The organism is Paenibacillus roseus, assembly GCF_016424485.1.
In the GTDB taxonomy this organism is placed as follows: Bacteria; Bacillota; Bacilli; order Paenibacillales; family Paenibacillaceae; genus Paenibacillus_D; species Paenibacillus_D roseus.
Window position 1 is genome coordinate 870,169 of sequence record NZ_JAELUP010000103.1, and the last position, 23,439, is coordinate 893,607.

The 23,439-nt window shown below is 49.1% G+C and carries 23 protein-coding genes; 14 read left to right on the forward strand and 9 right to left on the reverse strand.

Going from position 1 to position 23,439, the window contains the following annotated elements; all coding sequences use genetic code 11:
• Window positions 1–70 precede the first annotated feature (70 nt).
• Genes cyoD through cyoA form a run of 4 tightly spaced genes read right to left on the reverse strand, consistent with a single transcriptional unit; the run spans window position 71 to window position 3,968 of the window.
• On the reverse strand, window positions 71–412 hold the full coding sequence (gene cyoD, locus JFN88_RS21025; RefSeq protein ID WP_199021223.1) for a cytochrome o ubiquinol oxidase subunit IV: 342 nt from the start codon (window positions 410–412) through the stop codon (window positions 71–73).
• Window positions 413–1,021 (reverse strand): cytochrome o ubiquinol oxidase subunit III, encoded by a 609-nt coding sequence (cyoC, locus tag JFN88_RS21030; RefSeq protein WP_199021224.1) that lies wholly within the window; start codon window positions 1,019–1,021, stop codon window positions 413–415.
• Window positions 1,021–3,000, reverse strand: coding sequence for a cbb3-type cytochrome c oxidase subunit I (locus JFN88_RS21035; RefSeq protein ID WP_199021225.1), 1,980 nt, complete (start codon window positions 2,998–3,000; stop codon window positions 1,021–1,023). The genes cyoC and JFN88_RS21035 overlap by 1 nt, the downstream gene beginning before the upstream one ends.
• Window positions 3,001–3,032: 32 nt before the next feature.
• Complete coding sequence (cyoA, locus tag JFN88_RS21040; RefSeq protein ID WP_199021348.1) at window positions 3,033–3,968, reverse strand: ubiquinol oxidase subunit II; 936 nt, start codon at window positions 3,966–3,968, stop codon at window positions 3,033–3,035.
• A 647-nt stretch (window positions 3,969–4,615) separates the two neighbouring features.
• Here cyoA and JFN88_RS21045 point away from each other — a divergent pair.
• The gene (locus JFN88_RS21045; RefSeq protein WP_233168101.1) at window positions 4,616–5,500 is read left to right on the forward strand and encodes an SMP-30/gluconolactonase/LRE family protein; all 885 of its coding nucleotides are present in this window, start codon (window positions 4,616–4,618) and stop codon (window positions 5,498–5,500) included.
• Window positions 5,501–5,601: 101 nt separating this feature from the next.
• Here the strand turns inward: JFN88_RS21045 and JFN88_RS21050 are convergent, their stop codons facing one another.
• Genes JFN88_RS21050 through spoVAC form a run of 3 tightly spaced genes read right to left on the reverse strand, consistent with a single transcriptional unit; the run spans window position 5,602 to window position 7,982 of the window.
• Window positions 5,602–6,456, reverse strand: coding sequence for a DUF421 domain-containing protein (locus JFN88_RS21050; protein WP_199021350.1), 855 nt, complete (start codon window positions 6,454–6,456; stop codon window positions 5,602–5,604).
• 12 nt (window positions 6,457–6,468) lie between these two features.
• A complete protein-coding gene (gene spoVAD, locus JFN88_RS21055) occupies window positions 6,469–7,497 on the reverse strand; it encodes a stage V sporulation protein AD (RefSeq protein WP_199021226.1) in 1,029 nt (342 codons plus the stop codon).
• A 2-nt stretch (window positions 7,498–7,499) separates the two neighbouring features.
• On the reverse strand, window positions 7,500–7,982 hold the full coding sequence (spoVAC, locus tag JFN88_RS21060; RefSeq protein WP_199021227.1) for a stage V sporulation protein AC: 483 nt from the start codon (window positions 7,980–7,982) through the stop codon (window positions 7,500–7,502).
• Window positions 7,983–8,178: 196 nt separating this feature from the next.
• Between spoVAC and JFN88_RS21065 the strand changes: the two genes are divergently transcribed.
• The 3 genes from JFN88_RS21065 (at window position 8,179) to JFN88_RS21075 (ending at window position 10,688) form a co-directional block, all read left to right on the forward strand.
• Window positions 8,179–8,385, forward strand: a complete 207-nt coding sequence (locus JFN88_RS21065) for a DUF1657 domain-containing protein (RefSeq protein ID WP_199021228.1) — start codon at window positions 8,179–8,181, stop codon at window positions 8,383–8,385.
• A gap of 119 nt (window positions 8,386–8,504) precedes the next feature.
• Window positions 8,505–9,248, forward strand: a complete 744-nt coding sequence (locus tag JFN88_RS21070) for a polysaccharide deacetylase family protein (protein WP_199021229.1) — start codon at window positions 8,505–8,507, stop codon at window positions 9,246–9,248.
• An 87-nt stretch (window positions 9,249–9,335) separates the two neighbouring features.
• Entirely contained in the window at window positions 9,336–10,688 is a 1,353-nt protein-coding gene (locus JFN88_RS21075; RefSeq protein ID WP_199021230.1) for an Nramp family divalent metal transporter, read from the forward strand.
• A gap of 64 nt (window positions 10,689–10,752) precedes the next feature.
• On the opposite strand, the gene JFN88_RS21080 is transcribed toward JFN88_RS21075, so the two are convergent.
• Window positions 10,753–12,159 carry an MATE family efflux transporter gene (locus tag JFN88_RS21080; RefSeq protein ID WP_199021231.1) on the reverse strand — a complete coding sequence of 469 codons (1,407 nt, stop codon included), beginning with the start codon at window positions 12,157–12,159 and terminating at the stop codon, window positions 10,753–10,755.
• Window positions 12,160–12,491: 332 nt separating this feature from the next.
• On the opposite strand from JFN88_RS21080, the gene JFN88_RS21085 reads away from it, so the two are divergent.
• From JFN88_RS21085 to JFN88_RS21100, 4 genes are read left to right on the forward strand one after another with little or no spacing between them, the layout of a single operon-like run.
• Entirely contained in the window at window positions 12,492–12,809 is a 318-nt protein-coding gene (locus tag JFN88_RS21085; RefSeq protein ID WP_233168103.1) for a DUF6509 family protein, read from the forward strand.
• 33 nt (window positions 12,810–12,842) lie between these two features.
• Window positions 12,843–13,220: a DUF1904 family protein gene (locus JFN88_RS21090; protein WP_199021232.1), complete on the forward strand. Its 378-nt coding sequence runs from the start codon at window positions 12,843–12,845 to the stop codon at window positions 13,218–13,220.
• A 54-nt stretch (window positions 13,221–13,274) separates the two neighbouring features.
• A complete protein-coding gene (locus tag JFN88_RS21095; protein WP_199021352.1) occupies window positions 13,275–13,967 on the forward strand; it encodes a metal-dependent hydrolase in 693 nt (230 codons plus the stop codon).
• A 17-nt stretch (window positions 13,968–13,984) separates the two neighbouring features.
• Complete coding sequence (locus JFN88_RS21100; protein ID WP_199021233.1) at window positions 13,985–14,833, forward strand: alpha/beta fold hydrolase; 849 nt, start codon at window positions 13,985–13,987, stop codon at window positions 14,831–14,833.
• 128 nt (window positions 14,834–14,961) lie between these two features.
• Here the strand turns inward: JFN88_RS21100 and JFN88_RS21105 are convergent, their stop codons facing one another.
• Complete coding sequence (locus tag JFN88_RS21105) at window positions 14,962–15,582, reverse strand: TetR/AcrR family transcriptional regulator (RefSeq protein ID WP_233168108.1); 621 nt, start codon at window positions 15,580–15,582, stop codon at window positions 14,962–14,964.
• Between the two features lie 277 nt (window positions 15,583–15,859).
• On the opposite strand from JFN88_RS21105, the gene JFN88_RS21110 reads away from it, so the two are divergent.
• The 6 genes from JFN88_RS21110 (at window position 15,860) to JFN88_RS21135 (ending at window position 23,117) form a co-directional block, all read left to right on the forward strand.
• The gene (locus tag JFN88_RS21110) at window positions 15,860–17,317 is read left to right on the forward strand and encodes a 4-hydroxyphenylacetate 3-hydroxylase family protein (RefSeq protein WP_233168110.1); all 1,458 of its coding nucleotides are present in this window, start codon (window positions 15,860–15,862) and stop codon (window positions 17,315–17,317) included.
• Between the two features lie 51 nt (window positions 17,318–17,368).
• Window positions 17,369–18,508 carry an FMNH2-dependent alkanesulfonate monooxygenase gene (ssuD, locus tag JFN88_RS21115; RefSeq protein ID WP_199021235.1) on the forward strand — a complete coding sequence of 380 codons (1,140 nt, stop codon included), beginning with the start codon at window positions 17,369–17,371 and terminating at the stop codon, window positions 18,506–18,508.
• A gap of 205 nt (window positions 18,509–18,713) precedes the next feature.
• The gene (locus JFN88_RS21120; RefSeq protein WP_199021236.1) at window positions 18,714–19,850 is read left to right on the forward strand and encodes a glycosyltransferase family 2 protein; all 1,137 of its coding nucleotides are present in this window, start codon (window positions 18,714–18,716) and stop codon (window positions 19,848–19,850) included.
• 200 nt (window positions 19,851–20,050) lie between these two features.
• Window positions 20,051–21,205: a cation:proton antiporter gene (locus JFN88_RS21125; RefSeq protein ID WP_199021237.1), complete on the forward strand. Its 1,155-nt coding sequence runs from the start codon at window positions 20,051–20,053 to the stop codon at window positions 21,203–21,205.
• A 97-nt stretch (window positions 21,206–21,302) separates the two neighbouring features.
• A complete protein-coding gene (locus JFN88_RS21130; protein WP_199021238.1) occupies window positions 21,303–22,016 on the forward strand; it encodes a cupin domain-containing protein in 714 nt (237 codons plus the stop codon).
• A gap of 231 nt (window positions 22,017–22,247) precedes the next feature.
• Complete coding sequence (locus JFN88_RS21135) at window positions 22,248–23,117, forward strand: LysR substrate-binding domain-containing protein (RefSeq protein WP_199021239.1); 870 nt, start codon at window positions 22,248–22,250, stop codon at window positions 23,115–23,117.
• The last annotated feature ends 322 nt before the right edge of the window (window positions 23,118–23,439 follow it).

Below are 23,439 nucleotides of genomic sequence, written 5' to 3' on the forward strand. Positions count from 1 at the left end.
AGCAAATAAAAACGCGGCACGAAAATTAATTTTCGGCGCCGCGTTTTTATTTATATAGGCAATAGCTTCATCAATGAGCCACTGTATTGTAAACCATAATCCAGATTGACCCGGCTACAACGGTAACGACAATAACCAGAGCGAGCAGGAGCGCCAGCAAATTGTAGCGTGGCTTTTTTTCTTCCCTCAAGTGCATAAAGAAAAGCATCTGAACCAAAAACTGCATGATCGCTGTAATCATAATTACCGCGATTGCTGCGTTGCCGGTCATCCAGCCTTGCAGCACGACAACCAGTGGGATGATCGTCAGCACAATCGACAGGATAAAGCCGATTGCATAGGACTTGACTGAACCGTGTGATTCACCGTGATGATCATGGGAACCATGCTGGTTTGCATTGACGTTTGCCACCTACATCACCCCCATCAAGTAAACAAACGAGAAGACGAAAATCCAGATAATATCAAGGAAATGCCAGTACAAGCTGATATTGTTGACTTTGCGTTTAGTCTTCACGTTCAAGCCGTTGCGCTTGAGCTGAATGATCAGACCGGTCATCCAGACAATTCCGATGGTGACGTGAAGACCGTGCGTTCCTACCAGTGTATAGAAAGCGGTAAGGAATGCGCTTGTGGAGATGGTAGCACCCTCATTAACCATGTGAACAAACTCGGTAATTTCAAGCGTAAGAAACGCAATACCGAGAATGCCGGTTACAGCAAGCCAGCCAATCAATCCTTTTATTTTGCCAGCATTCATGGACAGCACTGCCAGCCCGCAGGTAAAGCTGCTCGTCAGCAAGATAAATGTTTCGGCAATGACGCCAGGCATTTGGAACAATTCGTGCGGACCGGGGCCGCCGTTAAAGTTCCCTCGAAGTATGATAAATGTTGCGAACAAAACTGAGAACAGAATGACGTCTGTAATCAGGAACATCCAGAAACCCATTGTTTTTAATGATTCGTGCTCTTCCTCATGTGAATGATGGTGAGCCGTCTGTGCAGCCGCATGATGTGCCATCAGCCTGCCCCCCTTATCGAAGCCTCGGTTTTCTTGATTTCATCTACAGAGATATAATAGCCGTCGTCCTTTTGGAACGAACGCACAATCATTGTTACGGCAACCCCGATCAGACCCGGGATGGCGAAGAACATCCAGCCGAATACAAAACCAAAGCCTGCAACAAACCAGCACAGTGATTGAATAAACGGAATTGCAGAGTTGTCTGGCATATGAATCGGTTCGAGCGGAGGCTGAGGCGTTGGCTTACCAGCCTTGATGCGCTCTTTCTCTTCCCACCAGGAGTCGACCTCTTGAATTTTTGGCAATGTGGCAAAGTTGTATACAGGCGCAGGAGAAGGCGTAGACCATTCCAGTGTGCGGCCGTTCCACGGATCGCCATTAACATCACGCTTGTGAGTTTTAATGCTGTACGCAATTTGCCATACCTGGAAGAGGAAGCCGATACCCATCAGGAATGCGCCTGTGGTAGATACGATGTTGAGCGGCATCCAGCCCATATCCCAGCCTTGTCCCCAATCGTACTCGTTGACACGGCGGGTCATGCCCATTAGACCAAGTCCGTATTGCGGCATAAAGCATACATAGAATCCGATATTCCAGAACCAGAAGGCCCATTTGCCAATTCGTTCGTTGAGACGGAAGCCGAACATTTTTGGCCACCAGTAGTACAGCCCTGCGAAGAATCCGAATACGACACCGCCGATCAGCACCTGGTGGAAGTGCGCGACCAGGAAGTAGCTGTTGTGGAACTGGAAGTCGGCAGGAGCTACAGACAGCATTACCCCGGTCATACCTCCAATAACAAAAACCGGGATAAATGAAATTGCCCACATCATCGGAGTTTCAAATGTAATTTTACCTTTGTACATCGTAAACAGCCAGTTGAATATTTTAACCCCTGTCGGGATAGCAATCAGCATCGTTGTCACTGCGAAGAATGCATTGACATTCGCTCCGGAGCCCATGGTGAAGAAGTGATGAGCCCAGGTAAAGAACGAGAAGACTGCGATACTCATCATTGCCAGCACCATAGAGGTGTAGCCAAATAGCTTCTTCTTGGAGAAGGTGGCGAAAATCTCCGAGAAAACACCGAATGCCGGCAGAACCACAATGTAAACCTCAGGGTGACCCCACATCCAGATCAAGTTGATATACATCATCGGGTTGCCGCCGCCGTCAAGCGTAAAGAAGTGTCCGCCTGCGAAACGGTCAATGAACAGCATGGCCAGTGTTACAGTCAGAATTGGGAAAGCCAGCATGATGGTCAGAGAGCTTGACAATACCGACCAGGTGAACATCGGCATTTTCATCAGCTTCATGCCCGGCGCACGCATCTTCAGAATCGTGACGACGAAGTTGATACCTGTCATCAAGCTACCGATACCGGAGATCTGAATACCCCAGATATAGAAGTTCTGTCCGACGCCAGGGCTGTGATCGATCCCTGATAGCGGCGGATAAGCCAGCCAGCCAGCATCAGGAGAACCCCCGATGACGAAGGACATATTGAACAGCATCGCGCCCCAGAAGAACAGCCAGAAGCTGAGAGAGTTCAGGAACGGGAATGCAACGTCCCGGGCGCCGATTTGCAGCGGCACCATAATGTTGAACAGACCGAACATGAATGGCATCGCCATAAACAAAATCATAATGACGCCGTGTGTAGTGAAAATTGCGTTATAGTGTTCAGCATTCAGGAATTGCATATCTGGCATCGCCAATTGGGTTCTCATCAGCAGCGCATCGACACCGCCGCGGAACAGCATTAGAATTGAACACAGGATGTACATAATCCCGATTTTTTTATGGTCTACAGTCGTGATCCAATCTTTCCACAGCCATTTCCATTTTTTGAAGTAGGACAATGTGAAAACAATAGCCACAAGTGTTAGTACAATTGCCACATCAGCGCCGTAAATCAGCGGGTCGCCGGTGACGAAAAATTCAGACGCGAATGTCTTGATATTTTCCCACATAATGGACTTCTCCTCCGTTCGAATATCACGCTCTAATGGCCGGCGTGTGTTGACTGTGCCGCATTATGCGAAGAATCAGCATCCTCACTGGTTTCAGGTTGGACAGGTTTCTGCTTTTGTTCATTGCTGGAGACAGCGCCGCCTCCGTGATGATGGCCTTGACTGCCTTCAGGCACATACTTGGTTACAATTTTTTGGAACAGGCCTTCGGGGAAGGAAGAGAATTGCTGCTGCTCTTCAACACTCGGCTTCTGAAGCTGTTCATAGCCGTCAGTCGTTAGGGCATTGCCAGTTGCTTTCACTTCTTTGACCCAAGCGTCAAACTCATCTTTCGTAGAAGCCTCAGCGACAAATCTCATTTGAGCGAAATCTTTTCCGCTGAAGTTAGCGCTGCTGCCAAAATATTTCCCGGTCTGATCCGCTTGAAGATGAAGTGTCATCGCCATGCCGGACATCGTATAAATCTGACCGCCAAGCTGTGGAATCCAGAATGAGTTCATCGGCGCATCCGAAGTGAGCTCGAAGCGGACCGGAACATTGTCAGGGAACTTGATGTAGTTCACGGTTGCAATGCCTTCCTCCGGATAGAGGAACAGCCATTTCCAATCCAGTGAAGCGACCTGAATCGTGACGGTCTTTTCAGCGGACTCAATAGGGCGGGAAGGCTCTAGTGCGTAAGTATAACGAACAGTTACGGTAGCAAGGATCGCAATGATAATGATCGGGATGGCCCACCAGGTTACTTCCAGTCTGGTATCATGCGACCATTTAGGTTTGTAGTCGTCCTTGCGTCCCGGTTTGTCGCGGTAACGCCAAACGATAAATCCCGCAAGAATAAGTACAGGAACGATAATTACGGCGCATAACAGGGTCGTGATAATAATCAGGTCTTTCTGCGACTGCCCAATCGGCCCCTTAGGGTCAAGCACGATGTACTTCTCGCTGCAGGCTGACAGCAACACAGTCATCAAGAGCAGCGGGACGGCAGCAAAGATTCTTTTGGCCAACCGAGACTTTTTCAACGTTTCTCATCTCCTTATAAACTTGGTGTTGCTTGAAATACGGCTTTGCTGCAAATACAAGCATCAATAAGTTGCATGCTTAATGGCTGACTTATATTTTCACGCAAACACGGCCGCTTGCCAAGAGCTGGGCGGGGATTGCGTGTTAGCGCATTTCGATTTTCAATTATGGTACCATCTGCCTCCCCAGTTGCATGTGATTTTAATCACATGCCATCAACAGCATAGCGGGGCGCGGTTTCTCTGGCCGTCTGTTGCGTCTCAAGTCGTTATGTCCCCTCCAATTTTATTAACATCTTGTTCCCTGTCTTAAACGCACGCCCGGTCTAATAGTATTTGGAGGCGCTTGAAATAAAGATAACAGATTTCTGCTGATTTGAACTGACCGTAACAATCATTTCATGAATTGTTCGACAAATTGTAACGAAAAGATTGCGAAATTGTGAATGCATACGTATTCATAAGAAAAAAGCTTGATCTAAATAGGAAAATTAGAAGCAGGATTTAGGAGTGGAAGTCGCGAAATGGACAGGAGTTAGAGATGTTATAGACGCAACGCTTCATTATAAAATGAAAATAAGGTGGTTGTTAATATGGACAACTTGGGGAATCTGGAGGTTATTTCTAATATCAAGGCGGAGTTGGGGGAAGGCCCGGTATGGGATGCGAGGTCTGGCGCCGTCTATTGGGTTGATATTGAGGGGAAGCGTTTCTTTAGCCACAACCCTTCTTCGGGTCAGCTTGAGGAGCATGACGCGGGACAGCGCATAGGCGCTGTCGTTCCGCGTGAACAGGGCGGTTTTATCGCGGCACTGGAAAACGGAATCTTCACTTATGATCCGGCAAGCAGGGAATGGATAGAATGGTCCGACACGGAGCGTGATCTTACCGGGAATCGATTCAATGATGGCAAATGCGATGCCGCAGGCAGGCTGCTCGCAGGCACCATGTCCACAATTGGGGAACCGAAAGCAGGGGCGTTGTACCGGTTTGACCTGGACGGCCGTGTGGATCGGCTCGAAGAAGGAGTTTCTACTTCGAACGGTCTTGCCTGGAGCCTGGACAATCAGTTCCTCTATTATATTGATTCCAATACACAAACTGTCGCCGCTTTTGATTATGACCTGGAGAGCGGAACAGTGAGCGGCAAAAGAACGGTAATTGAAATTCCGAAAGAGGCGGGGACGCCAGACGGCATGAGTATCGATGCGGAAGGCATGCTGTGGATTGCGCATTGGGGAGGCTTCAAAGTTGCGCGGTTCAACCCGCAAACGGGGGAACTGCTGCAGGAGATTCGTCTGCCTGCTCCGCTTGTGACATCCTGCGCTTTTGGAGGGGAGCATCTTGATGAGCTTTATATTACAACAGCCCGGGTCGGCCTCTCTCAGGAAAAGCTGGAGCAGTATCCGCTGTCCGGGTCATTATTTAAAGTCAAACTTGCCGTAAAAGGGACCCTGTCCATTCCATTTAAAGGCTAGTTTAATGCTTGACTTGCAGGCAGACAAAGAGACCTCCGTGTTGGCGCAGAAGGGAAGTCCCTTTTTGTGCAGGAAAACGGAGGTTTCTTCATGTAAATAATCTAGCCTTGAAGCGCTGGCTTCAACCCCGCGATCAGTTCATCGAGCCTGGCGGCGTTGGCTGCATACATGCGTTTGGCATTCTTATCCCTTGTCGATAGAGCGAACAGCTCCAGATCAGCCTGCAGCTTCTTCATATTAGCCAGCAGCAGCGCTTTGCTCTGTGGAGCCGGAACCTGAAGCTTGTCATCGTACAAATCAACATAAAGCTGCTGATAGGCGTCCACCTGGCCGATAAATACATTTTCCACGGTAATTCCGATTTTCTCAAGCTCTGTATTTAGCCAGCCACGGTTAAGCCCGAGTGTTGAGAGCGGCTCATCCATAATGTTGCCGTCGATAATGATTGTCTGTGGCTCGACCTCATTAACCAGCTTGACGCCAAGCTGGCTGGCGGTCAGCGGTTGCTTGTCTTTTTTCAGCAATACGCTGAGCTCACCGTTCGTCTCCATAACGGCAAATTCCACATCCGCCATATTAAAGACGCTTTTGCCCCGGAGCTGTTCCAGCAGCTCATCGGCGGTCAGCCGCTCCTTCTTCAGGTTATCCTCCATGATCTTGCCGTTCTTGATAATAATGCGCCCTTTGCCTTCAAACCAGTGACGAAGCAATTTGCTTTTGAGCGTCAGCAACTCGACAGTGAAGGGGACTATGAACCAGACCAGCAAGGCAATGAACCCGTGGATATAATGGGCTTCAATATCAGTGGAAATGAATCCCGCCAGTTCGCCTAACGTGATTCCGAGTACATATTCGAAGAAGGATAACTGTGAAATCTGTTTTTTTCCAAGCACTCTTGTCATCAAAAACAAAATGATCAGAGCGCTTAAGGACCGCAATATGATATTTACCCACATCGGCACAAGCTGTCAACCTCCTTGCATGGCTTCGCCATCGTAATGGATAGAAACGGCATGAGCGATTGCCGGAATGCTCTCGCCTTGCTGCATGGCAAGCGGAGACATCAGCGCTCCTGTTGCCACGACAAGCAGTTTGCGAATTTCTCCGCGGTTCATTCGTTTCATCAGGTGGCCGTAAGTTACGACCGCACTGCAGGCGCAGCCGCTGCCGCCAGCCTGTACCATTTGTGTATTGTAATCATAGATCATCATGCCGCAGTCCTGGAAATCGGTCTTATGTATCGGGATTCCGTGCTTCTCGAACAAGTCATTCGCCAGCCCGTGTCCGACTTGGGCCAGATCGCCAGTGACAATCATATCGTACTCCTCCGGCCCGATCCGCAAATCCCGGAAATGCGCGGTAATTGTATCGACGGCAGCCGGAGCCATGGCTGCTCCCATATTGAACGGATCTTTAATCCCCATATCGATAACCCGTCCCATTGTAGCGGATGTAATGACCGGCCCTTTGCCTTTACTGGCAACGACAGCAGCCCCTGCTCCTGTAACCGTATACTGGGCGTAAGGCGGCTTCTGCGAGCCATATTCGGTTGGATAGCGGAACTGCTTCTCGGCTGTGGAATTATGGCTGCACGTACCGGCAAGCACATGCTTCCCGCCCCGTGTATTGACAAGATATGCGGCCAAAGCAAGGCTCTCCATCGATGTTGAGCAAGCTCCGAATACGCCCAGGTATGGAATGCTCAGCGTACGCGCAGCATAACTGGTGCTTATAATCTGATTCATCAGATCGCCGCCGATAAAAAAGTCAATCTGTTCTTTCAACAGTCCTGCTTGTTCGATCGCTAGCCGGGCAGCGTCCTCAAATAATACTTTCTCCGCTTTCTCCCAGCTTTCCTGATTCAATAAAGAGTCGCCGTGAATTAGATCAAAGTCATTGGCAAGCGGCCCGCGGCCTTCAAATGGCCCGACAACCGCTGCTGTCGAGGCGATAACGGGTTTGTTATTGAATACCCATGTCTGATGACCCTGCTGCATCTTCACCCACCTCCCATGGCTAGTTTGACGATCATATGAATGTTCCCAACGACAAAGGCAGCGACCGTTCCGAACACAATAACCGCTCCGGCCAGTTCAAACATCATTGCGCCCGTGCCCAGCACAAGTCCCTCGCTTCGATGCTCAATAGCTGCCGAGGCCATTGAATTGGCGAAGCCTGTAACCGGCACGGCGGACCCTGCTCCGGCCCATTGGCCGATCTTGTCATATAGGCCCAGACTCGTCAAAATCACCGAGATTAAAATCAGGACCGCTACAGTAGGGTTGCCGGCCTTAACCTCGTCCATGCCTCCCCAATGAACAAAGGCCTTTGTGATTGCTTGACCCAGTACACAGATAAGCCCGCCGGTCAAAAAAGCGCGCAGCGAGTTTTGCAACGTCTTGCGCGCAGGTTGTTTGGCTAGCGCCATGCGCTGGTATTCCTGTTGTACGGGAGTCAGTTTTTTCAATTTATTATTCGCCATGTCAGTTCCTCGCACGTAATAGATGTTGTTGGATTTGCTGTCATTATTCCACCATCGGCAAAATTTATGAATGCTGCGACTTGCAAACCTGGATGAAAGTTGAATTAATTTCCTGTTTTTCTCCGCCCAAAGGGTGGAAAGATAGGTAGGTCGCCATTAATTGTTTGGCAAATACAAAAATAAAGAGGGATGAACGATGACTGTAGCAAGCCAAGTTAAAACCTGTGTTGCATCTTTGAAAAGCGCTCAAGCGAGCCTGGAGCAATTTGCTCTGGCTACTCAAAACCAGGAAGCTAAAACGTTGTTCACCAACGCTGCGCAACAAACACAGCAAATTGTTGACCAGGTCTCTTCCAGAGTCCAACAGCTCGAAAACGAGGAGCCGCAATATAAAGGATTTTAAAACATTGACGATTAAAAGGAGCTTTCCTGCTAAATCAGGGGCTCCTTTTTAACAATCACCGAATATTCATGTTGCGATGAACGCTTCCGTTTTAGATTTGCTTTATGAGAGGAGTATATATGAGAAGCATAAAGATTATGGTTGCCATTATGCTGCTTGGGTTGGCTTGCAATGCGGAAGCGTGGGCCGCTCCCAGAAAAAACCGGGATTATTATGAAGCGAGGGGAGAGGTAGTATGGGAGGTTCCGGGAAAAAAGAAAGTGATCGCCCTGACCTTCGATGACGGCCCTGATCCGAAAGATACGCCTTATATTCTGGATTTGCTAAAGCAGTATCACGCAAAAGCTACTTTTTTTGTGATTGGCAACAAAGCGGGGAAGCATCCGAATCTGTTGAGGAGAGAGATGGAGGAGGGGCATGAAATCGCCAATCATACCTACACCCACCATTTTTTCAATCGGTCTTTTACAGCCGAGCGCATTCACAATGAGATTGCCAAAACTCAAGAGATTGTATATTCCGTAACAGGACATAAGCCTAGTTTGTTCCGGCCTCCCGGCGGCATGTTTGACGAGGCGGTTTTGCGAGTTGCTAAACAGGAAGGTTTAAAGACCATTATGTGGTCTTGGCATCAGGATACACGGGACTGGTCCCGACCCGGGGTCGGCTATATTGTAAATAAAGTATTGAAGAATGTTCGTAACGGGGATATTATATTGCTACACGATTACGTAAGCGGCCAAAGTCAGACGGTCAAAGCGCTGCAGAAAATTTTGCCCGAGCTCAACAAATTGGGCTATGAATTCGTGACCGTTTCAGACCTGCTGTCCAGTGCCAAGAATATGGTTCCCTCTATGAAATAATACTGATCTTTGCAAGCTCTGGCTGCCTGCAAAGATCAGGTTGGCCGCCTACATAATCGGCATGTTTGAATGAAAGAAGGAACAGGGATGGACACATCATCGTCAAAACAGCCCTCAGGCTGGCTGAAGCAAGGGGAAGGGAGCAGTCTGGAGGAGGTTAACAACACGGTTTCGATTCCTGCGGGTTCCGGTTTCTGGAGGAAGTTTTTTGCGTTCTCCGGGCCAGGCGCATTGATCGCCGTCGGTTATGTTGACCCTGGTAACTGGGCGACGTCCATAGCCGGAGGCAGCCGATACGGCTATTTACTGCTGTCGGTTGTTCTCATCTCCAGCCTGATTGCCATGCTGCTCCAGGGACTGGCTGCCAAGCTCGGTATTGCTACAGGGAGAGATTTGGCTCAGGCAACTGGGGATGGACTCAAAAAGCATTGGGCCATTATATTATGGCTGCTTGCCGAGTTGGCGATTATGGCGACCGATTTGGCAGAGGTAATCGGGTCTGCGATTGCGCTCAATCTGCTTGTTGGCATGCCGTTGCTGCTTGGTATTGCCGTTACGACAGTAGATGTGATGCTCTTGCTGTTGTTGCAAAAGAAAGGGTTCCGGCTTTTGGAATCCATCGTGATTGTGCTGATGACCACAATATTCGGTATTTTCGTTTTTGAAGTTATTGCATCAAAGCCGCAGTGGTCTGAACTGCTGGCTGGCTATATTCCAACTTGGCAAATCGTGACGAATCCCGAGATGCTGTTTGTTGCTCTAGGTATTCTAGGGGCGACTGTTATGCCGCATAATTTGTATTTGCACTCATCCATCGTCCAGACGCGCCAATATGATCGAAGCAAGACCGGTCGCCGCGAGGCGGTTAAATTTTCAATGCTGGATTCCTTGGGCTCGCTCACGGTTGCTTTTATAATCAACTCCGCCATTTTGATTGTGGGTGCAGCCGCCTTCTATGGCAAGGGTTTGGATGTGTCCGAGATTGAGGGGGCCTATCATTTGCTCAGTCCAACCCTGGGAGTTGGCATTGCCAGCACGTTGTTTGCTGTAGCGCTGCTTGCTTCAGGTCAAAACTCGACTATAACAGGGACGCTCGCAGGGCAGATTGTAATGGAGGGGTTTATTCATATTCGCCTTGCGCCATGGCTTAGAAGGATAATCACGCGACTTATAGCTGTTGTTCCTGCTTTTATTGTGACGTGGATTGCCGGGTCCAAGGGGCTTGGAGAACTGTTGCTGTGGAGCCAGGTTGTACTGAGCCTGCAGCTTCCCTTTGCCGTGATTCCGCTGGTAATGTTCACGGGCAGCAAGCGCAAGATGGGGTCGTTTGTGAACTCCCGTCCGGTGCAGCTTGCGGCATGGATGTCGACAGCGATTATTGTCAGCCTGAACATTTTCCTTGTCGCCTATATTCTATTGACCGGGCACGAGTTGGGGTAGAAAAAAGCAGCCACATCAGGCGATTGCATACCTGCATATGGCTGCCTCCTTTTTGAAAGTTAAATTAATGAGAGGTAACGACAGCTTCGCCCGAATCCGCTCTGACCAGCGCGTGCTTCTCCCAGGAGCGACTGCGCCAGCGAAGGGCCATAATCACGGCCCGCAGCCATTCATCGGCGGCAATGGCGAACCAAATGCCAGCCAGCCCCATATCGAGCTTGAAGACGAACAGGTAGCCTAGCGGCACGCTCATGCCGACCATTGTGAACATGCCGATCCACAGCGGGAATTTGGCATCGCCGGATGCTCTGAGCGAATTGACGATAATAATGTTAATCGTGCGTCCAGTCTCCAGCACTATGCTGAGCAACAGGACATTGGCCCCAAGCCGGATGACTTCCGGGTCATTCGTGAAGATGGACATTAGCGGTTCCCGGAGTATAACGATGAAGGCGATCATGACAAGCGTTGCAATACTGGCAGAACGGACGCTATTCCATACCCGTAGGTAGGCAACCTGAGGGTGTCCCGCTCCAACCATCCGGCCGACAATGATCGAAGTTCCAACGCCAATGGCCAAGGCAAACAGGTAGATGAACATCGAAATATTGGCAGCGTACTGTCTGGCAGCCATCGATGCTTCACCAAGAAAAGTGGCATAGAACAGGAACATAATTTGACAGGACTGATACATAACCTGTTCCAGGGCTGATGGAACACCTATCTTCAGAATCTGGGAAATATGAGCTTTGGATAACGAAAAATAATGCTTGAACTCAATTCGCACCGCCATAATGCGATACAGCAGCCAGAAAAAGACGACAATGGCAATTGCCCGGCTGATTACGGAAGAAATTGCGGCCCCCTGCACACCTAGCTGAGGCATGCCGAAGTTGCCGAAAATTAAAGCATAGTTTCCGATAATATGAATAATGTTCATGCCAAGGGAAACTAGCATCGCTTCCTTCGTGAATCCGTGTACGCGGATAATAGCCGCCAAGGAGTTAATAATCGCCTGCAGGAAGATCCCGCCTCCGACAATTGCCAGATAGCTTTTGGCGTATTCCAGAATTTCTCCTTGAAGGTTCAGTGTAGTGAGCATCTGTCCGCCCACTGCGACAAAGACTGCACTTATGATCAACCCGATAATCAAGTTCAGCGTGACGGCAAGCGCGGATATGCGCGAGGCTTCAAAAAACTTCCGCGACCCGATATATTGGGCAACGACAATAGAGGCCCCATTGCCGATGACCTCAAGAATGAGAATGGCAATATGCAAGTACTGGTTCGCTGCTCCGACGCCAGATACGGCATTGTCCGATAATTCACTCAGCATGAATGTATCTGCCATGCCCATCATCATAAATAGAAATATTTCGAGAAAAATCGGCCAGGTCAGGTAGAACAGATTAAACCCCTTGCCGGTTTGGTCGGATTTATGAGTCTCTGGTTGTTGTTGTGCGGCTGTCATGTCGATTAATCCTTCTTTCCTCGTTCAATGTTGCAAGTTTATGTAGCAAGCCTTAAATCAAGACGTATCGTAGCATAGAAATGAACAGTTTGCACCAAAAATATTTTCATTCCAAATACCTTATAAATATGTAAATAACCTATAATAAAATCGCTTAAAATGAGCGGAAAAGATAAAAAATAAGCTATTTTATAAATATAAAATGGATAATATAGAGAAATAATTATTATTTTGAAATGAAAGTGATTAAAATAGACTGGCATGTTTGACAGTGGAGTGCTAAAATCCAAGAACGCGAACACTTTGCATCCGTCCCTCACAAGGCGGAGCAGATGGCAACTGAAAGGATGAGAAGATTGAATATTACGGAATATCAGGTTGAGTTGGTCAAAGACCCGTTCGGCATTTTAAGCGGAAAGCGATATGAGTTTTTGCTTGATTTGGAGCTGGATGAAGAGGACGAGCTTTATTCTCCCCACGGTATATATGTAAAGGCAGTATATATGGTGGATGATGAGGGGGGCCGCATTATCAAACATGAACTGTACGAGCGGACGACGAACCGTTTTCTGTCGTATGATCTGGAGGATGATGAGCTGGCCGAGGCTGAAGCATTCTGCTTGGCGCATTACAAGGAAACTGAGGAGTAACAGACAAGGCAAGATTGCAGGGAGGGAAGCTGGATGCCGCAATTAACCGTACGCGGAATTGATAAGAATGTACTGATAACCATTAGTAAACCGCTGCTAAAGGATATGGCCCAGGTCTGCGGGTGCGGGACTGATAATTTTACAATCGACCGCCTTGAGGTAACGGCAACTGGAGAAGAAGGGGTGGCGGCAGTCTACCCGTTTATCGAAGTCGCCTGGTTCGAGCGTGGGAGGCATGTGCGTGACGAATTGGCGAGAACGATTACGATGCATGTCCGGTCCGCAGGTGTAGAAGAACTCGAAATTGCCTTCAAGGTGTACCGGGAAGATGGCTATTACATAAATGGAGTTTCCTGCGCGGCAGGAACGGGATTTGAACCTGGGAAGCAGTTTGGATACAATAGTAAATAACGGGAAATGTGAAGTTGGCTATCCCGAATTATCCTGTTATTTATAGGAGGCTGTATCTTGGACATTATATTTCACGGACATTCGAGTGTACAGATTACGTCAGGAAGCCATTCGCTTATTATCGATCCTTTCATTACTCATAATCCGCTGGCAAAAGTCAAGGTGGAGGACATTAAGGTACAGTATGTAGTCTTGACCCACGCGCATGAGGACCATATCGGAGATGCGGCTGCCATTGCCAAAAACAACGATGCGACAATTGTGTCTATGGTCGAACTGGCCAACTATTTCAGCTGGCAGGGCGTGAAGACACATGGGATGAACCTTGGGGGATCGCGAGAGTTTGAATTTGGACGACTGAAGCTGACACAGGCCTTCCATAGCTCGGGTGTAACGCTTGACCAGGACAAGAACATTATGTACATGGGTATGCCAAGCGGTCTGCTGCTAACAATCGAAGGAAAGACGATTTACCATGCAGGCGATACGGCCCTGTTTGGCGATATGAAAATGTACGGCGAGCTGAACCGTATTGATCTGGCGTTTTTGCCGATCGGAGACAATTACACGATGGGACCGGACGATGCGTTGATCGCGGCCAAATGGCTGCAGGCTGAGCTGACAGTACCGGTGCATTACAATACGTTTGATTTGCTCAAGCAGGACGGCCAGCTTTATGTGGACAGGCTGGCAGAGAACGGATTGAACGGGAAAGTCGTTCAGCCGGGTGAGTCATTTACGCTGTAATGGAGGGTGGATAGGCAATGGGAGATGAACGTTCATTTCAATATGCGACAAATTCCGCAGAGACTAGAATTATTCGGGGCAACATTCATTATGCATCAGCAAATCAGCCGCAAGGGACAATTGTCATTATTCATGGTTTTAAAGGATTCAAGGACTGGGGCATGTTCCCGTACGTAGCGGATCGGCTCTCTGCACAATACGATGTCATTCGATTCAATCTCTCACGCAATGGCGTAGGCGAATCTCTGACTGAATTTGACGAGCTGGAGCAGTTCGGCCGTCAGACGTTCAGCGGCGATCTTGAGGATCTGGGCGCTTTGCTGGAGCGGGTTCGGACGGGAAATCTTCCGTTGGAAGGACGGCAGCCAACTGCCGACCGACTTGTCCTTCTTGGACACAGCCGCGGGGGCGGGGAAGCGATTCTGTGGGCGCTCGATCACCCGGACACTGTTCACGGCGTCATCTCCTGGAACGGTTCGGTCCGGTTCACGGACATCTTCGGTGAAACGGGGCTGCAGGAAATACGGGAGCGGGGAATCGCGTATACCCGGAATGCCAGAACAGGTCAGATGATGCCGCTGGAGCGGGTGATTGCCGACGATCTGGAGCAGAATAAGGCGCGTTTTCATATCACAGAGCGGATCACGGAACTCAGGGTACCGCTTGCGCTCATCCAGGGGGATCAGGATTACCGCAGGCTGATCGAAGGCTCTGAACAACTTGTCGAGCGAAGACCGGATATTGAATGGATTTCGATAGCGGGCGGCGATCATACCTACGGCGCGAAGCATCCGTTCCAGGGTACGACTCCAGCCCTTGATGCCGCGATCGAGGCGACGCTCAAGGCAGTTGGCGATATTCGATAAATTTCAAGTTTATATGGTTAGGAAATCGACCACTTGTGCCCGTGATGCGGGCAGGTGGTCGATTTTTTTGATTGGATAAATAGCTGCTATTGCTCGTCAAGCACGGCAAAGCCGTCTGTGCTTGTCCCTTACTTCTCTCCGCTGTTTTCCCCGTTAAGCCCCATTGAGGTATACACGCCAAGCACCGATAGCCGGGTAAGCTGCAGAGCCATATAGTGCGGAGAGTATATCATATTTTGGGACAGCCATTTCTCAATGATGCCTTGCGTCGAATAGCTGATGTAGTCCAGCAAAATATCGAGCGGAATGAGCAGTTTTTGATCCCTGCTAATTGTGGCGCTCCGCGAATAAAAGCTGTCGCGAATGACCTCTAGCATTTTGGAGGTATAAAATGACGACGGCATTTTGCCCAACATTACGCGATAAAATGTTTCATGGGCAGCCAGGTGTTCAAAAAGCGCGACAAAATAAGGATCAGGCGTATCGAAATCAGGACGGTAGGTATTCGTGTAGCTGAGTGACAGTTCGCTAAGCACGGATAATTTCTCTTCGACAATTTTTTGCAACAACTCCTCCTTATCGACATAATGGGCGTAAAAGGTCGAACGGTTCACATTAGCCCGCTCTGTAATATCCCGGATAATAATGTCCTTGTATTCCTTTTCCTTGCAAAGAAACAAAAACGCTTCCACGATCATTTGCTGAGTGCGGCGAACCCGTCGATCGGCCTGCATATGGGATCCAGTCATTTTGATTCCCTCCTAGTAAACATCATATGAGATAATAATGTCGGATAAACAACAAAACAAAGGTAAAAACTCTCTCTTACATCCGCCTACACCTAAAAACGTAACGTATGATTATGTTCAGGTATTCAGACAAATAGACTAGGCTCTGTTGGTTATACGGCAAAATATGAAATATTGATTGTTGCATCCGGTAGATTAATAGCTATGATAATAAATAAATTATATAAAATCAATCGGAATTAATTGATTTGATTTTATGAGGGAGGTTCAACACATTTTGAGAGGAGAAAAGTTTCTCCGCAGTTTGAATGACGGGCGCAGCGTATGGCTCGAAGGGAAAAAGGTAGAGCACATTGCAGAACACTCGGCCTTCAAAGGGACGCTGGAGACCATTCGGGGACTGTTCGATACGTTGGATGACCCAGGATTAAGAGATACAGTTGGATTTAAAGTTGAGGGCCGTGACAGTTATGCTCATAGTTCCTTTCTTGTTCCATATACGCAGGAACAGCTTGCCCGCCGAAGTAAATCGTTCAGCTATTGGTCCAATGAAACGCATGGCATGATGAGCCGGCTCTCGGACTATGCCAGATCGATTATTACAGGCTGGTATGCGGCACGGGGACAGCTCAAAGCGCTCGACCCGCATTTTGAAAGCAAAATTACCTCCTATTACGAAAATGCCAGAGACAATGATCTATTTTTGACAACTGCCATTATCGATCCGCAAATCGATCGTTCCAGCAACCTGAGTGACAGCCGTATCGCCGAGCGCTTCCTGCATGTAGTGAGGGAGACGGAAGAAGGCATCGTCGTTAGAGGGGCGAAAATGATTGCGACAGGGGCGCCTTATACACATGATTTTGTGATCTTCTCATTCCTGAAGTTCGATGCCAAGGACGCCAAGCACGCACATGTGCTGATCGTACCGGCGAATTCGCCCGGATTGCATATTGTGTGTCGCGAGTCCTTTGCTGACGGCAGCGAGCACAACCATCCGCTTAGTTCCAAATATGATGAGATGGATGCCGTTCTGTTCTTTGATGATGTGCTGATCCCGTGGGAGAGAGTGCTGCTGTACGGGGACTCGGAGAAGGTGCTTGCGCTGCGGGCGAATAAAACAGCCAATGCTCTCGCCTTTCACCAGAATGTCGTCCGGTTCGTGGCTAAACTGGAATTTGTCACAGGCGTTTCCATGGCGATTTCGGAGTCGATTGGCGTGACCGGCTTTCTTCATATTCAGGAGAAGCTGGGCGAGCTTATCGGACAAATTGATATTATTAAAGCATTGATTATCGCTTCCGAGACACAGGGCAAACACGATGAATCGGGCGTATACGTTCCAGAGCTGTCTTATATCCATACCGCCCGCAATATTGGCACCAAGTTTTACCCGCGGGCAATCGAGATTTTGCAGCAGGTGGGAGGGGGCGGATTCGTTCAGGCGCCTTCCGGCATAGAGGACTTCTACGGGCCGATTTCTAAGCTGATGCATCTCTACTTTGAAGGGGCATCGGTTAGCGCGGAGAAGAAAGTGCAACTGCTCAAACTTGCCTGGGATTTGGTCGGCAGTCCGCTAGGATCCCGGCATGAGTTGTATGAACGCTTCTATGCGGGTGATCCGGTGCGGGCTTTTGCCAACCAATATGTCGAATTTGACAAAGAACGCCTAATTGATCCGATCTGGAAGCTGCTGAAGGATACAAGCAAGAGTGGTCCGATAGCCGTGAAATAATATGACATATACGGTTCCAAAAGGAACTCGGAGAGAAGAGAGGGAAATCGCATGGAGCTGTTTTGGTTCATCCCGACCCATGGGGACGGGCGATATTTGGGAACAAGGGAAGGCGCGCGGGCGGTCAGCTACAACTATTGCAAGCAAATCGCCCAGGCGGCTGATGAATTGGGATTCAGCGGGGTATTGCTGCCGACAGGGAAGTCCTGTGAAGATGCCTGGATTGTAGCCTCAACACTTGTACCGGTGACGGAAAAATTAAAATTTCTGGTCGCAGTTCGACCGGGTCTCACTACCCCGACGATTTCGGCAAGGATGACGGCCACGCTGGACCGGTTTTCCAAGGGCAGACTGCTCATTAACGTAGTTACCGGGGGCGACCCGGTGGAACTGGCCGGAGATGGCTTGTTCCTGAACCATGATGAACGTTATGAGCTGACGGACGAGTTTTTAACCATATGGCGCAGAGAACTGTCAGGAGAACAAGTGGACTACTCAGGCAAGCATCTCCAAGTGGAAGGCGGAACCGTACTCTATCCGACTATTCAGAAGCCGTATCCGCCGCTTTATTTTGGGGGATCATCGGACGCGGCCATGGACGTTGCAGCTGACCATATCGATGTCTACTTGACCTGGGGCGAACCGCCAAGCCAGGTGGAGCAGAAAATCGAGCGCATGCGCAAGCTCGCCGCACAAAAAGGCCGCACGCTGAAATTTGGAATTCGGCTGCATGTCATCGTCCGAGAGACGGAAGAGGAAGCATGGCAAGCTGCAGATGAACTGATTGCCCACCTGGATGAGGAGACGATTGCCTCGGCCCAGCAGATTTTTGCCAGAATGGATTCCGAAGGGCAAAGACGGATGTCGGAGCTTCATAAGGGAGATCGGTCCAAGTTGGAAATCAGCCCTAATCTGTGGGCAGGCATCGGCCTTGTCCGGGGGGGAGCGGGCACCGCTCTTGTAGGCAGTCCGGACAATGTGGCGGCCCGGATGAAGGAGTATGCGGACCTTGGCATTGAAACCTTTATTCTATCCGGTTATCCGCATCTGGAGGAAGCATACCGGACAGCGGAACTGCTGTTTCCTAAGCTCCCGCTTGGAAAGTCGGATAAAAACGAAGATCCGGCTTTTATCAGCCCGTTCGGAGAAATGATTGCCAGCAACAAGATTCCAGTCTATAAAAGCAAGTAACGGATTTTGGAAATTAGTATGGTGGGGTTGTTCATTTGAAGCCGTGAAGTAACATGCGGCGGATAAGGGACAACCTTTTTTACGATTATCTTTGCTTGCAGGCAGGACTGAGCGATTCATTGGCGTATTAAGTTTGAAGACATAAAAAGGTGTGTACAATGCTAACAAGGCCAATTATTCATCTTTTTTGCAAAAGGAGGGGATTATGATAGTGATTGCAACATTCTGGATAATCGCCGGTTGGCTGTGCGGCTGGATGCTGCTGCTCTCCATGCGTCTTCTCAAGCCGCCGGAACGTTATCCTGTGCAGATTGGGCAGCAGAGCGGCATGGGGAAGGATTATATGTTGACGTTGCCCGCAATGTCGGTTGTGATACCCGCCCGGAATGCGCCCGACAAAATCGGGGCGCTGTTGTCCTCGCTTGCGAAGCAGACGCTGCGTCCTGCGGAAATGATTGTCGTTGTCGACGCCGCCGAAGATGAGACTGCCATTATTGCAGCAGCCTCGGGCGCATCCGTGGTGACCGCTGGGGAATCGCCGGAAGGCTGGGCAGACAAAAGCTGGGCATGCTGGCGCGGAGCCCATGCTGCCAAAGGGGAGGTGCTGGTCTTCCTTGATGCAGATACTGTGCTGGAGGCGGATGGGCTGGAGAGGCTTGGGCTGGCGTTCCAAGAGAAGGGCGGTTTTTTGTCCGTACAGCCTTATCACTGGATGAAGCGGGCTTATGAACGATTGTCCGCCTTCTTTAATCTGATTGTCGTGTTTTCCGTTGGCAGTGGGCAGGAAGGCGGCGCTTTCGGTCCCTGCGTTGTGTGCGGAAGGGAAATGTACATGGATGCCGGCGGTCATCAAGCGGTGAGCGGTGAAGCGCTGGAAAACTATCATTTGGGCATCGTATTCAAGCGGCAAGGGATGCAAGTCTCAAACCGGCTGGGCAGGGGATTGATCGCTTCCAGGATGTTTCCTGACGGATTGACCGGACTGATTGGCGGCTCGCGCAATAGTTTTTCCGGAGGGATTTTCGCAACTTCTCCGATCAAGCTGATGGCAATCAGCATATGGATTGCGGGGGCCGTATCAGCAGTAACGCAATGGCTGGCTATTGGTGCCGACCCTTCTGGTCCGGCTGTCCTTGCAGGCGCGCTTTTTTATCTTGCGTATGCGATTCAGATTGTGATGATGCTCAGATATGCTGGAAATTTCAGCTTTGCCGGGCTGCTGTTCCCGCTCCCGCTGTTGGTGTTCCTGCTTGCATTCATCCTCTTGGTCTATCGAACCTTTGCCCGCGGCAGAGGCAATTGGAAAGGCAGCAGGTCAGGTCCTGCAGGACAAGCGGAATAAGCGGCAGTTTGCTAAATGTACATTTACAAGGATAGTCAAAATGTTTTATAATGCTTATTAATGAAGGAACGGAAAATTTAATACGATTTCATTTTGGAGGAGCCTGTCACAGCGGGCTTCTCTTTGTCTTTTTCGGGTGTTTTCCGTGCTCGTGAGAGAAGCTTTGTGGTCGTGCATGTCCAATGAAGAGGAGAGAGCGGATGGAATTTATTTGGTATCTGATGTTGATTTTGTTGTCCACGAAGCTGGCGGGAGATTTGGCGGTTCGTCTCGGTCAGCCAGCGGTGCTGGGCAAGCTGTTAATCGGGATCGTACTTGGTCCGGCGGTGCTCGGCTGGGTGCAGGAGGGAAGTTTCATCTATCAATTTGCTGAAATTGGCGTGCTGCTGCTCATGTTTATTGCAGGCCTTGAAACCGATCTGGAGCAACTGAAGCAGAACTGGAAGTCTGCATTTGCCGTTGCGATAGGCGGTATTATTTTACCATTCGTCGGGGGTTACAGCAGTGCGATTGGCTTTGGCTTTGACCAGCATCACGCTTTGTTCTTCGGCATTATATTCTGTGCGACATCCGTAAGCATATCCGTTCAAGTGTTGAAGGAAATGAACCAGCTCGGTTCCCGGGAAGGGACAACCATTCTGGGTGCTGCTGTAGTAGACGATGTACTGGTTGTCGTTCTGTTAGCCGTGTTGATGAGTCTGATGGGCACTGGCGGCGATATTTCACTGGGCTTGCTGATCGGCAAAAAGCTTATTTTCTTCGTCGTTATTATAATCGCAGGCTGGCTGATTGTCCCGAGGCTGATGAAGTGGCTCGCACCGCTGCGAGTGACAGAGGCTGTCGCAAGTACAGCGCTGATCGTATGCTTTGGGTTTGCTTATTTTGCCGAATGGCTGAATATGGCGGGGATTATCGGGGCGTTCGCAGCGGGAATCGCAGTTGGGCAAACCGCGTACAAGCATACCGTGGAAAGCAAGATAGAGCCGATCGCATATGCGGTGTTTGTTCCCGTCTTTTTTGTCAGCATCGGACTGAATGTAACCTTTGTTGGAATTGGCAGCCAGATTGGTTTCGTGATTCTAATTACAATTGTAGCGATCATTACCAAGCTTGTCGGGGGCGGACTTGGAGCCAGATTGACCGGGTTTGGGGCTCGTTCTTCTCTGGTGATCGGGGCCGGCATGGTGTCCAGGGGAGAGGTTGCCCTGATCATTGCCGCCACCGGATTGCAGAGCGGTCTGCTGCTGCCCGAATATTTCACATCAATCATCCTGATGATAATTGCCACAACGCTGGTCACGCCGCCGCTGCTGAAAGCATTATTCCCGAGAAAGCAAGCATCAAGCTCATCTTAAAAGGATATCCGCTTCACTTGACGGCGATTTGCCGCATACAATAGCCCATAACCATAGGTTGATACCTATAATTCAATTGAAGGGCAGGGCTAAAAGCATGGCAACTTCTTATATGGATTACACATCGCCGTCCGTGCGGTTTAACTATGATTTGAGCAACAATCCGCTGTATAAAAAAGATGATCGAAACTATATCAATGAATTGTCGATCAAGCAGTTAAATACGCTGGGCAATACCTCGTTGCTCGATATATTTCTAAGCGAAGGCAATGTTATTGAACCGCATTACCATCAGAATGCCTCGGAACTCGTATATTGCATTTCCGGCGCTGCGGTCGTCTCTCTTATTAACCCGTTTACGAATGAATTGCTCAGTTATTCCATTCGGCCTGGGCAGGTGGCCAATGTGCCCCAAGGCTGGTGGCATTATGAGGTAGCTACAACGGATCATACGCATCTGCTTGCGATATTTGACGCTCCTGTCCCGGAGGTTATACTGGGCTCCGATATTTTGCGCCTGACCCCCGCCAATGTGCTGGCTCACTCCTACTGCCTGAATGAAAAAGAGGTAGAGGAAACGCTTGCCCCGATCAAGCAATCCGTGTTTATTGGACCGCCTGCAGGCTGCAAGCAAAATCAGACCCGGGCTCTAAATGCTGCCGCATACGATATCTACCCCGGCTATAATCGCCATATTGCACCGAATCCGGCCTATTTCAATTCGGGATATGACATCTCGCAGGGCGGCTATACGTATCCATATCCCCAGCGTCCTGTTATCGGAAACGGCGGCCGTGTTCCGCTTTATTAAGGTTTTTTGCAAGGTTATGCTGAAAAATACTTCACATATTTTAAAAATGGTGTATAGTAATAATAATACTATTCCTATGAAATTAATATGCTTTTAAACCGTTGAATGTCGACCGGACAAACGGAGGCGAGCAATCTTGTTTTGCTACGCCTCTCTTTTTACAACAGGGGCTGTCGCTGGAAAGTAGGGCGGGAGCTTCTTCTATATATGAAAACGAACGGAGGAGCAGCAATGAATATTGATAACATTGAAGCCTTTGTACACGTCATCCATTTTAACAGCTTTAACAAGGCAGCCGATGCGCTTTTCCTGTCACAGCCTTCGGTCACGGCAAGAATTCAATCTCTTGAGCGCGAGTTGGACGCGAAGCTGTTTGAGAGGATGGGCAAGCAGTTCACGCTAACGGAGAAAGGCAAGCTGTTCCTGCCGTATGCCCAGCAAATTTTGCAGTCCTACAAGAAGGGCAAACAGCAAATCAAATATCAGAAGACGATGCAGGAACTTCGAATCGGCTGCACGGTCTCCGTTTCTAATTATATTCTTCCAATTATCGTACCTTCTTTAAAGCAGCATTATCCGGATCTTCGGTTCAAGCTCGTTACAGCGCCCAGTGAAACGGTGGTCAAGCTTGTGCAGGACAAGGATATTGACATCGGATTGGTACGCAATATTACGCATCCGTTGCTCGATTCCTTTTTGTTCTATGAGGACGAGATCGGCTTGTATGCAAATGCCGAACATCCTTTTGCAACCAAAACCGACGTCAGTATGGAAGATGTCAGGCAGGAGCCGCTCGTATTCTTTGAATGCGGTTCTATTGACTGGATGAGGCTGCACCGGATGTTCGAGACTTTGGACCGTCCGCCTGTCATTGATTATGAGGTTGACAATCAGGAGACTGCCAAGAAGCTTGTACAGGCGGGGATGGGCATCGGCTTCCTTCCGAAACTGTGCGTAAGGGAAGAAGTGAAGTCCGGCTTGCTTGTTCCTGTGCCCGTAAAATCACTGGGTATTCAGACGCTGCGCACCAATCTGATCGCCTTGAAGGGGGAACAGCCCGGACTGACACGGCTGCTGCTGGAGTTGAGTAAGAAAATTTAGAAACGAAATCCATGTTTGGATAAAAGGATTCAATCCATGAATAGAAAACGATGATTGTTAGAGCATTGACCATCTTCATAACGTGGTGCTAGACTTTTTACATGGCCAAATTCCAATTAAGCTTATGGGTTTAAAATGAGTTTTAAAAGCCATACGCAACCTCCTTAATCTTGCATGTACGGCTTACGGCAAGCACGGAATAGCGGACAAATATTTTCGGAAAATATTGATTGACAATTTAAAGAATGAATGGTAAATTAAGTTCATTATACTCTAATTCTTAGTATTCAACTGGGAATTATATGTTATAAATAAGGGAGTC

What these genes read in the sequence shown, in the direction of transcription:
- cyoA (WP_199021348.1), bottom strand. Translation starts at nt 3,968, where the DNA reads ATGACTGTGTTGCTGTCAGCCTGCAGCGAGAAGTACATCGTGCTTGAC.
- JFN88_RS21075 (WP_199021230.1), top strand. Translation starts at nt 9,336, where the DNA reads ATGGACACATCATCGTCAAAACAGCCCTCAGGCTGGCTGAAGCAAGGG.
- JFN88_RS21045 (WP_233168101.1), top strand. Translation starts at nt 4,616, where the DNA reads ATGGACAACTTGGGGAATCTGGAGGTTATTTCTAATATCAAGGCGGAG.
- ssuD (WP_199021235.1), top strand. Translation starts at nt 17,369, where the DNA reads ATGGAGCTGTTTTGGTTCATCCCGACCCATGGGGACGGGCGATATTTG.
- JFN88_RS21065 (WP_199021228.1), top strand. Translation starts at nt 8,179, where the DNA reads ATGACTGTAGCAAGCCAAGTTAAAACCTGTGTTGCATCTTTGAAAAGC.
- spoVAD (WP_199021226.1), bottom strand. Translation starts at nt 7,497, where the DNA reads ATGCAGCAGGGTCATCAGACATGGGTATTCAATAACAAACCCGTTATC.
- JFN88_RS21130 (WP_199021238.1), top strand. Translation starts at nt 21,303, where the DNA reads ATGGCAACTTCTTATATGGATTACACATCGCCGTCCGTGCGGTTTAAC.
- JFN88_RS21125 (WP_199021237.1), top strand. Translation starts at nt 20,051, where the DNA reads ATGGAATTTATTTGGTATCTGATGTTGATTTTGTTGTCCACGAAGCTG.
- JFN88_RS21050 (WP_199021350.1), bottom strand. Translation starts at nt 6,456, where the DNA reads ATGTGGGTAAATATCATATTGCGGTCCTTAAGCGCTCTGATCATTTTG.
- JFN88_RS21100 (WP_199021233.1), top strand. Translation starts at nt 13,985, where the DNA reads ATGGGAGATGAACGTTCATTTCAATATGCGACAAATTCCGCAGAGACT.
- JFN88_RS21105 (WP_233168108.1), bottom strand. Translation starts at nt 15,582, where the DNA reads ATGACTGGATCCCATATGCAGGCCGATCGACGGGTTCGCCGCACTCAG.
- JFN88_RS21090 (WP_199021232.1), top strand. Translation starts at nt 12,843, where the DNA reads ATGCCGCAATTAACCGTACGCGGAATTGATAAGAATGTACTGATAACC.
- JFN88_RS21035 (WP_199021225.1), bottom strand. Translation starts at nt 3,000, where the DNA reads ATGTGGGAAAATATCAAGACATTCGCGTCTGAATTTTTCGTCACCGGC.
- JFN88_RS21080 (WP_199021231.1), bottom strand. Translation starts at nt 12,159, where the DNA reads ATGACAGCCGCACAACAACAACCAGAGACTCATAAATCCGACCAAACC.
- JFN88_RS21070 (WP_199021229.1), top strand. Translation starts at nt 8,505, where the DNA reads ATGAGAAGCATAAAGATTATGGTTGCCATTATGCTGCTTGGGTTGGCT.
- spoVAC (WP_199021227.1), bottom strand. Translation starts at nt 7,982, where the DNA reads ATGGCGAATAATAAATTGAAAAAACTGACTCCCGTACAACAGGAATAC.
- JFN88_RS21085 (WP_233168103.1), top strand. Translation starts at nt 12,492, where the DNA reads ATGGCAACTGAAAGGATGAGAAGATTGAATATTACGGAATATCAGGTT.
- cyoC (WP_199021224.1), bottom strand. Translation starts at nt 1,021, where the DNA reads ATGGCACATCATGCGGCTGCACAGACGGCTCACCATCATTCACATGAG.
- JFN88_RS21135 (WP_199021239.1), top strand. Translation starts at nt 22,248, where the DNA reads ATGAATATTGATAACATTGAAGCCTTTGTACACGTCATCCATTTTAAC.
- JFN88_RS21120 (WP_199021236.1), top strand. Translation starts at nt 18,714, where the DNA reads ATGATAGTGATTGCAACATTCTGGATAATCGCCGGTTGGCTGTGCGGC.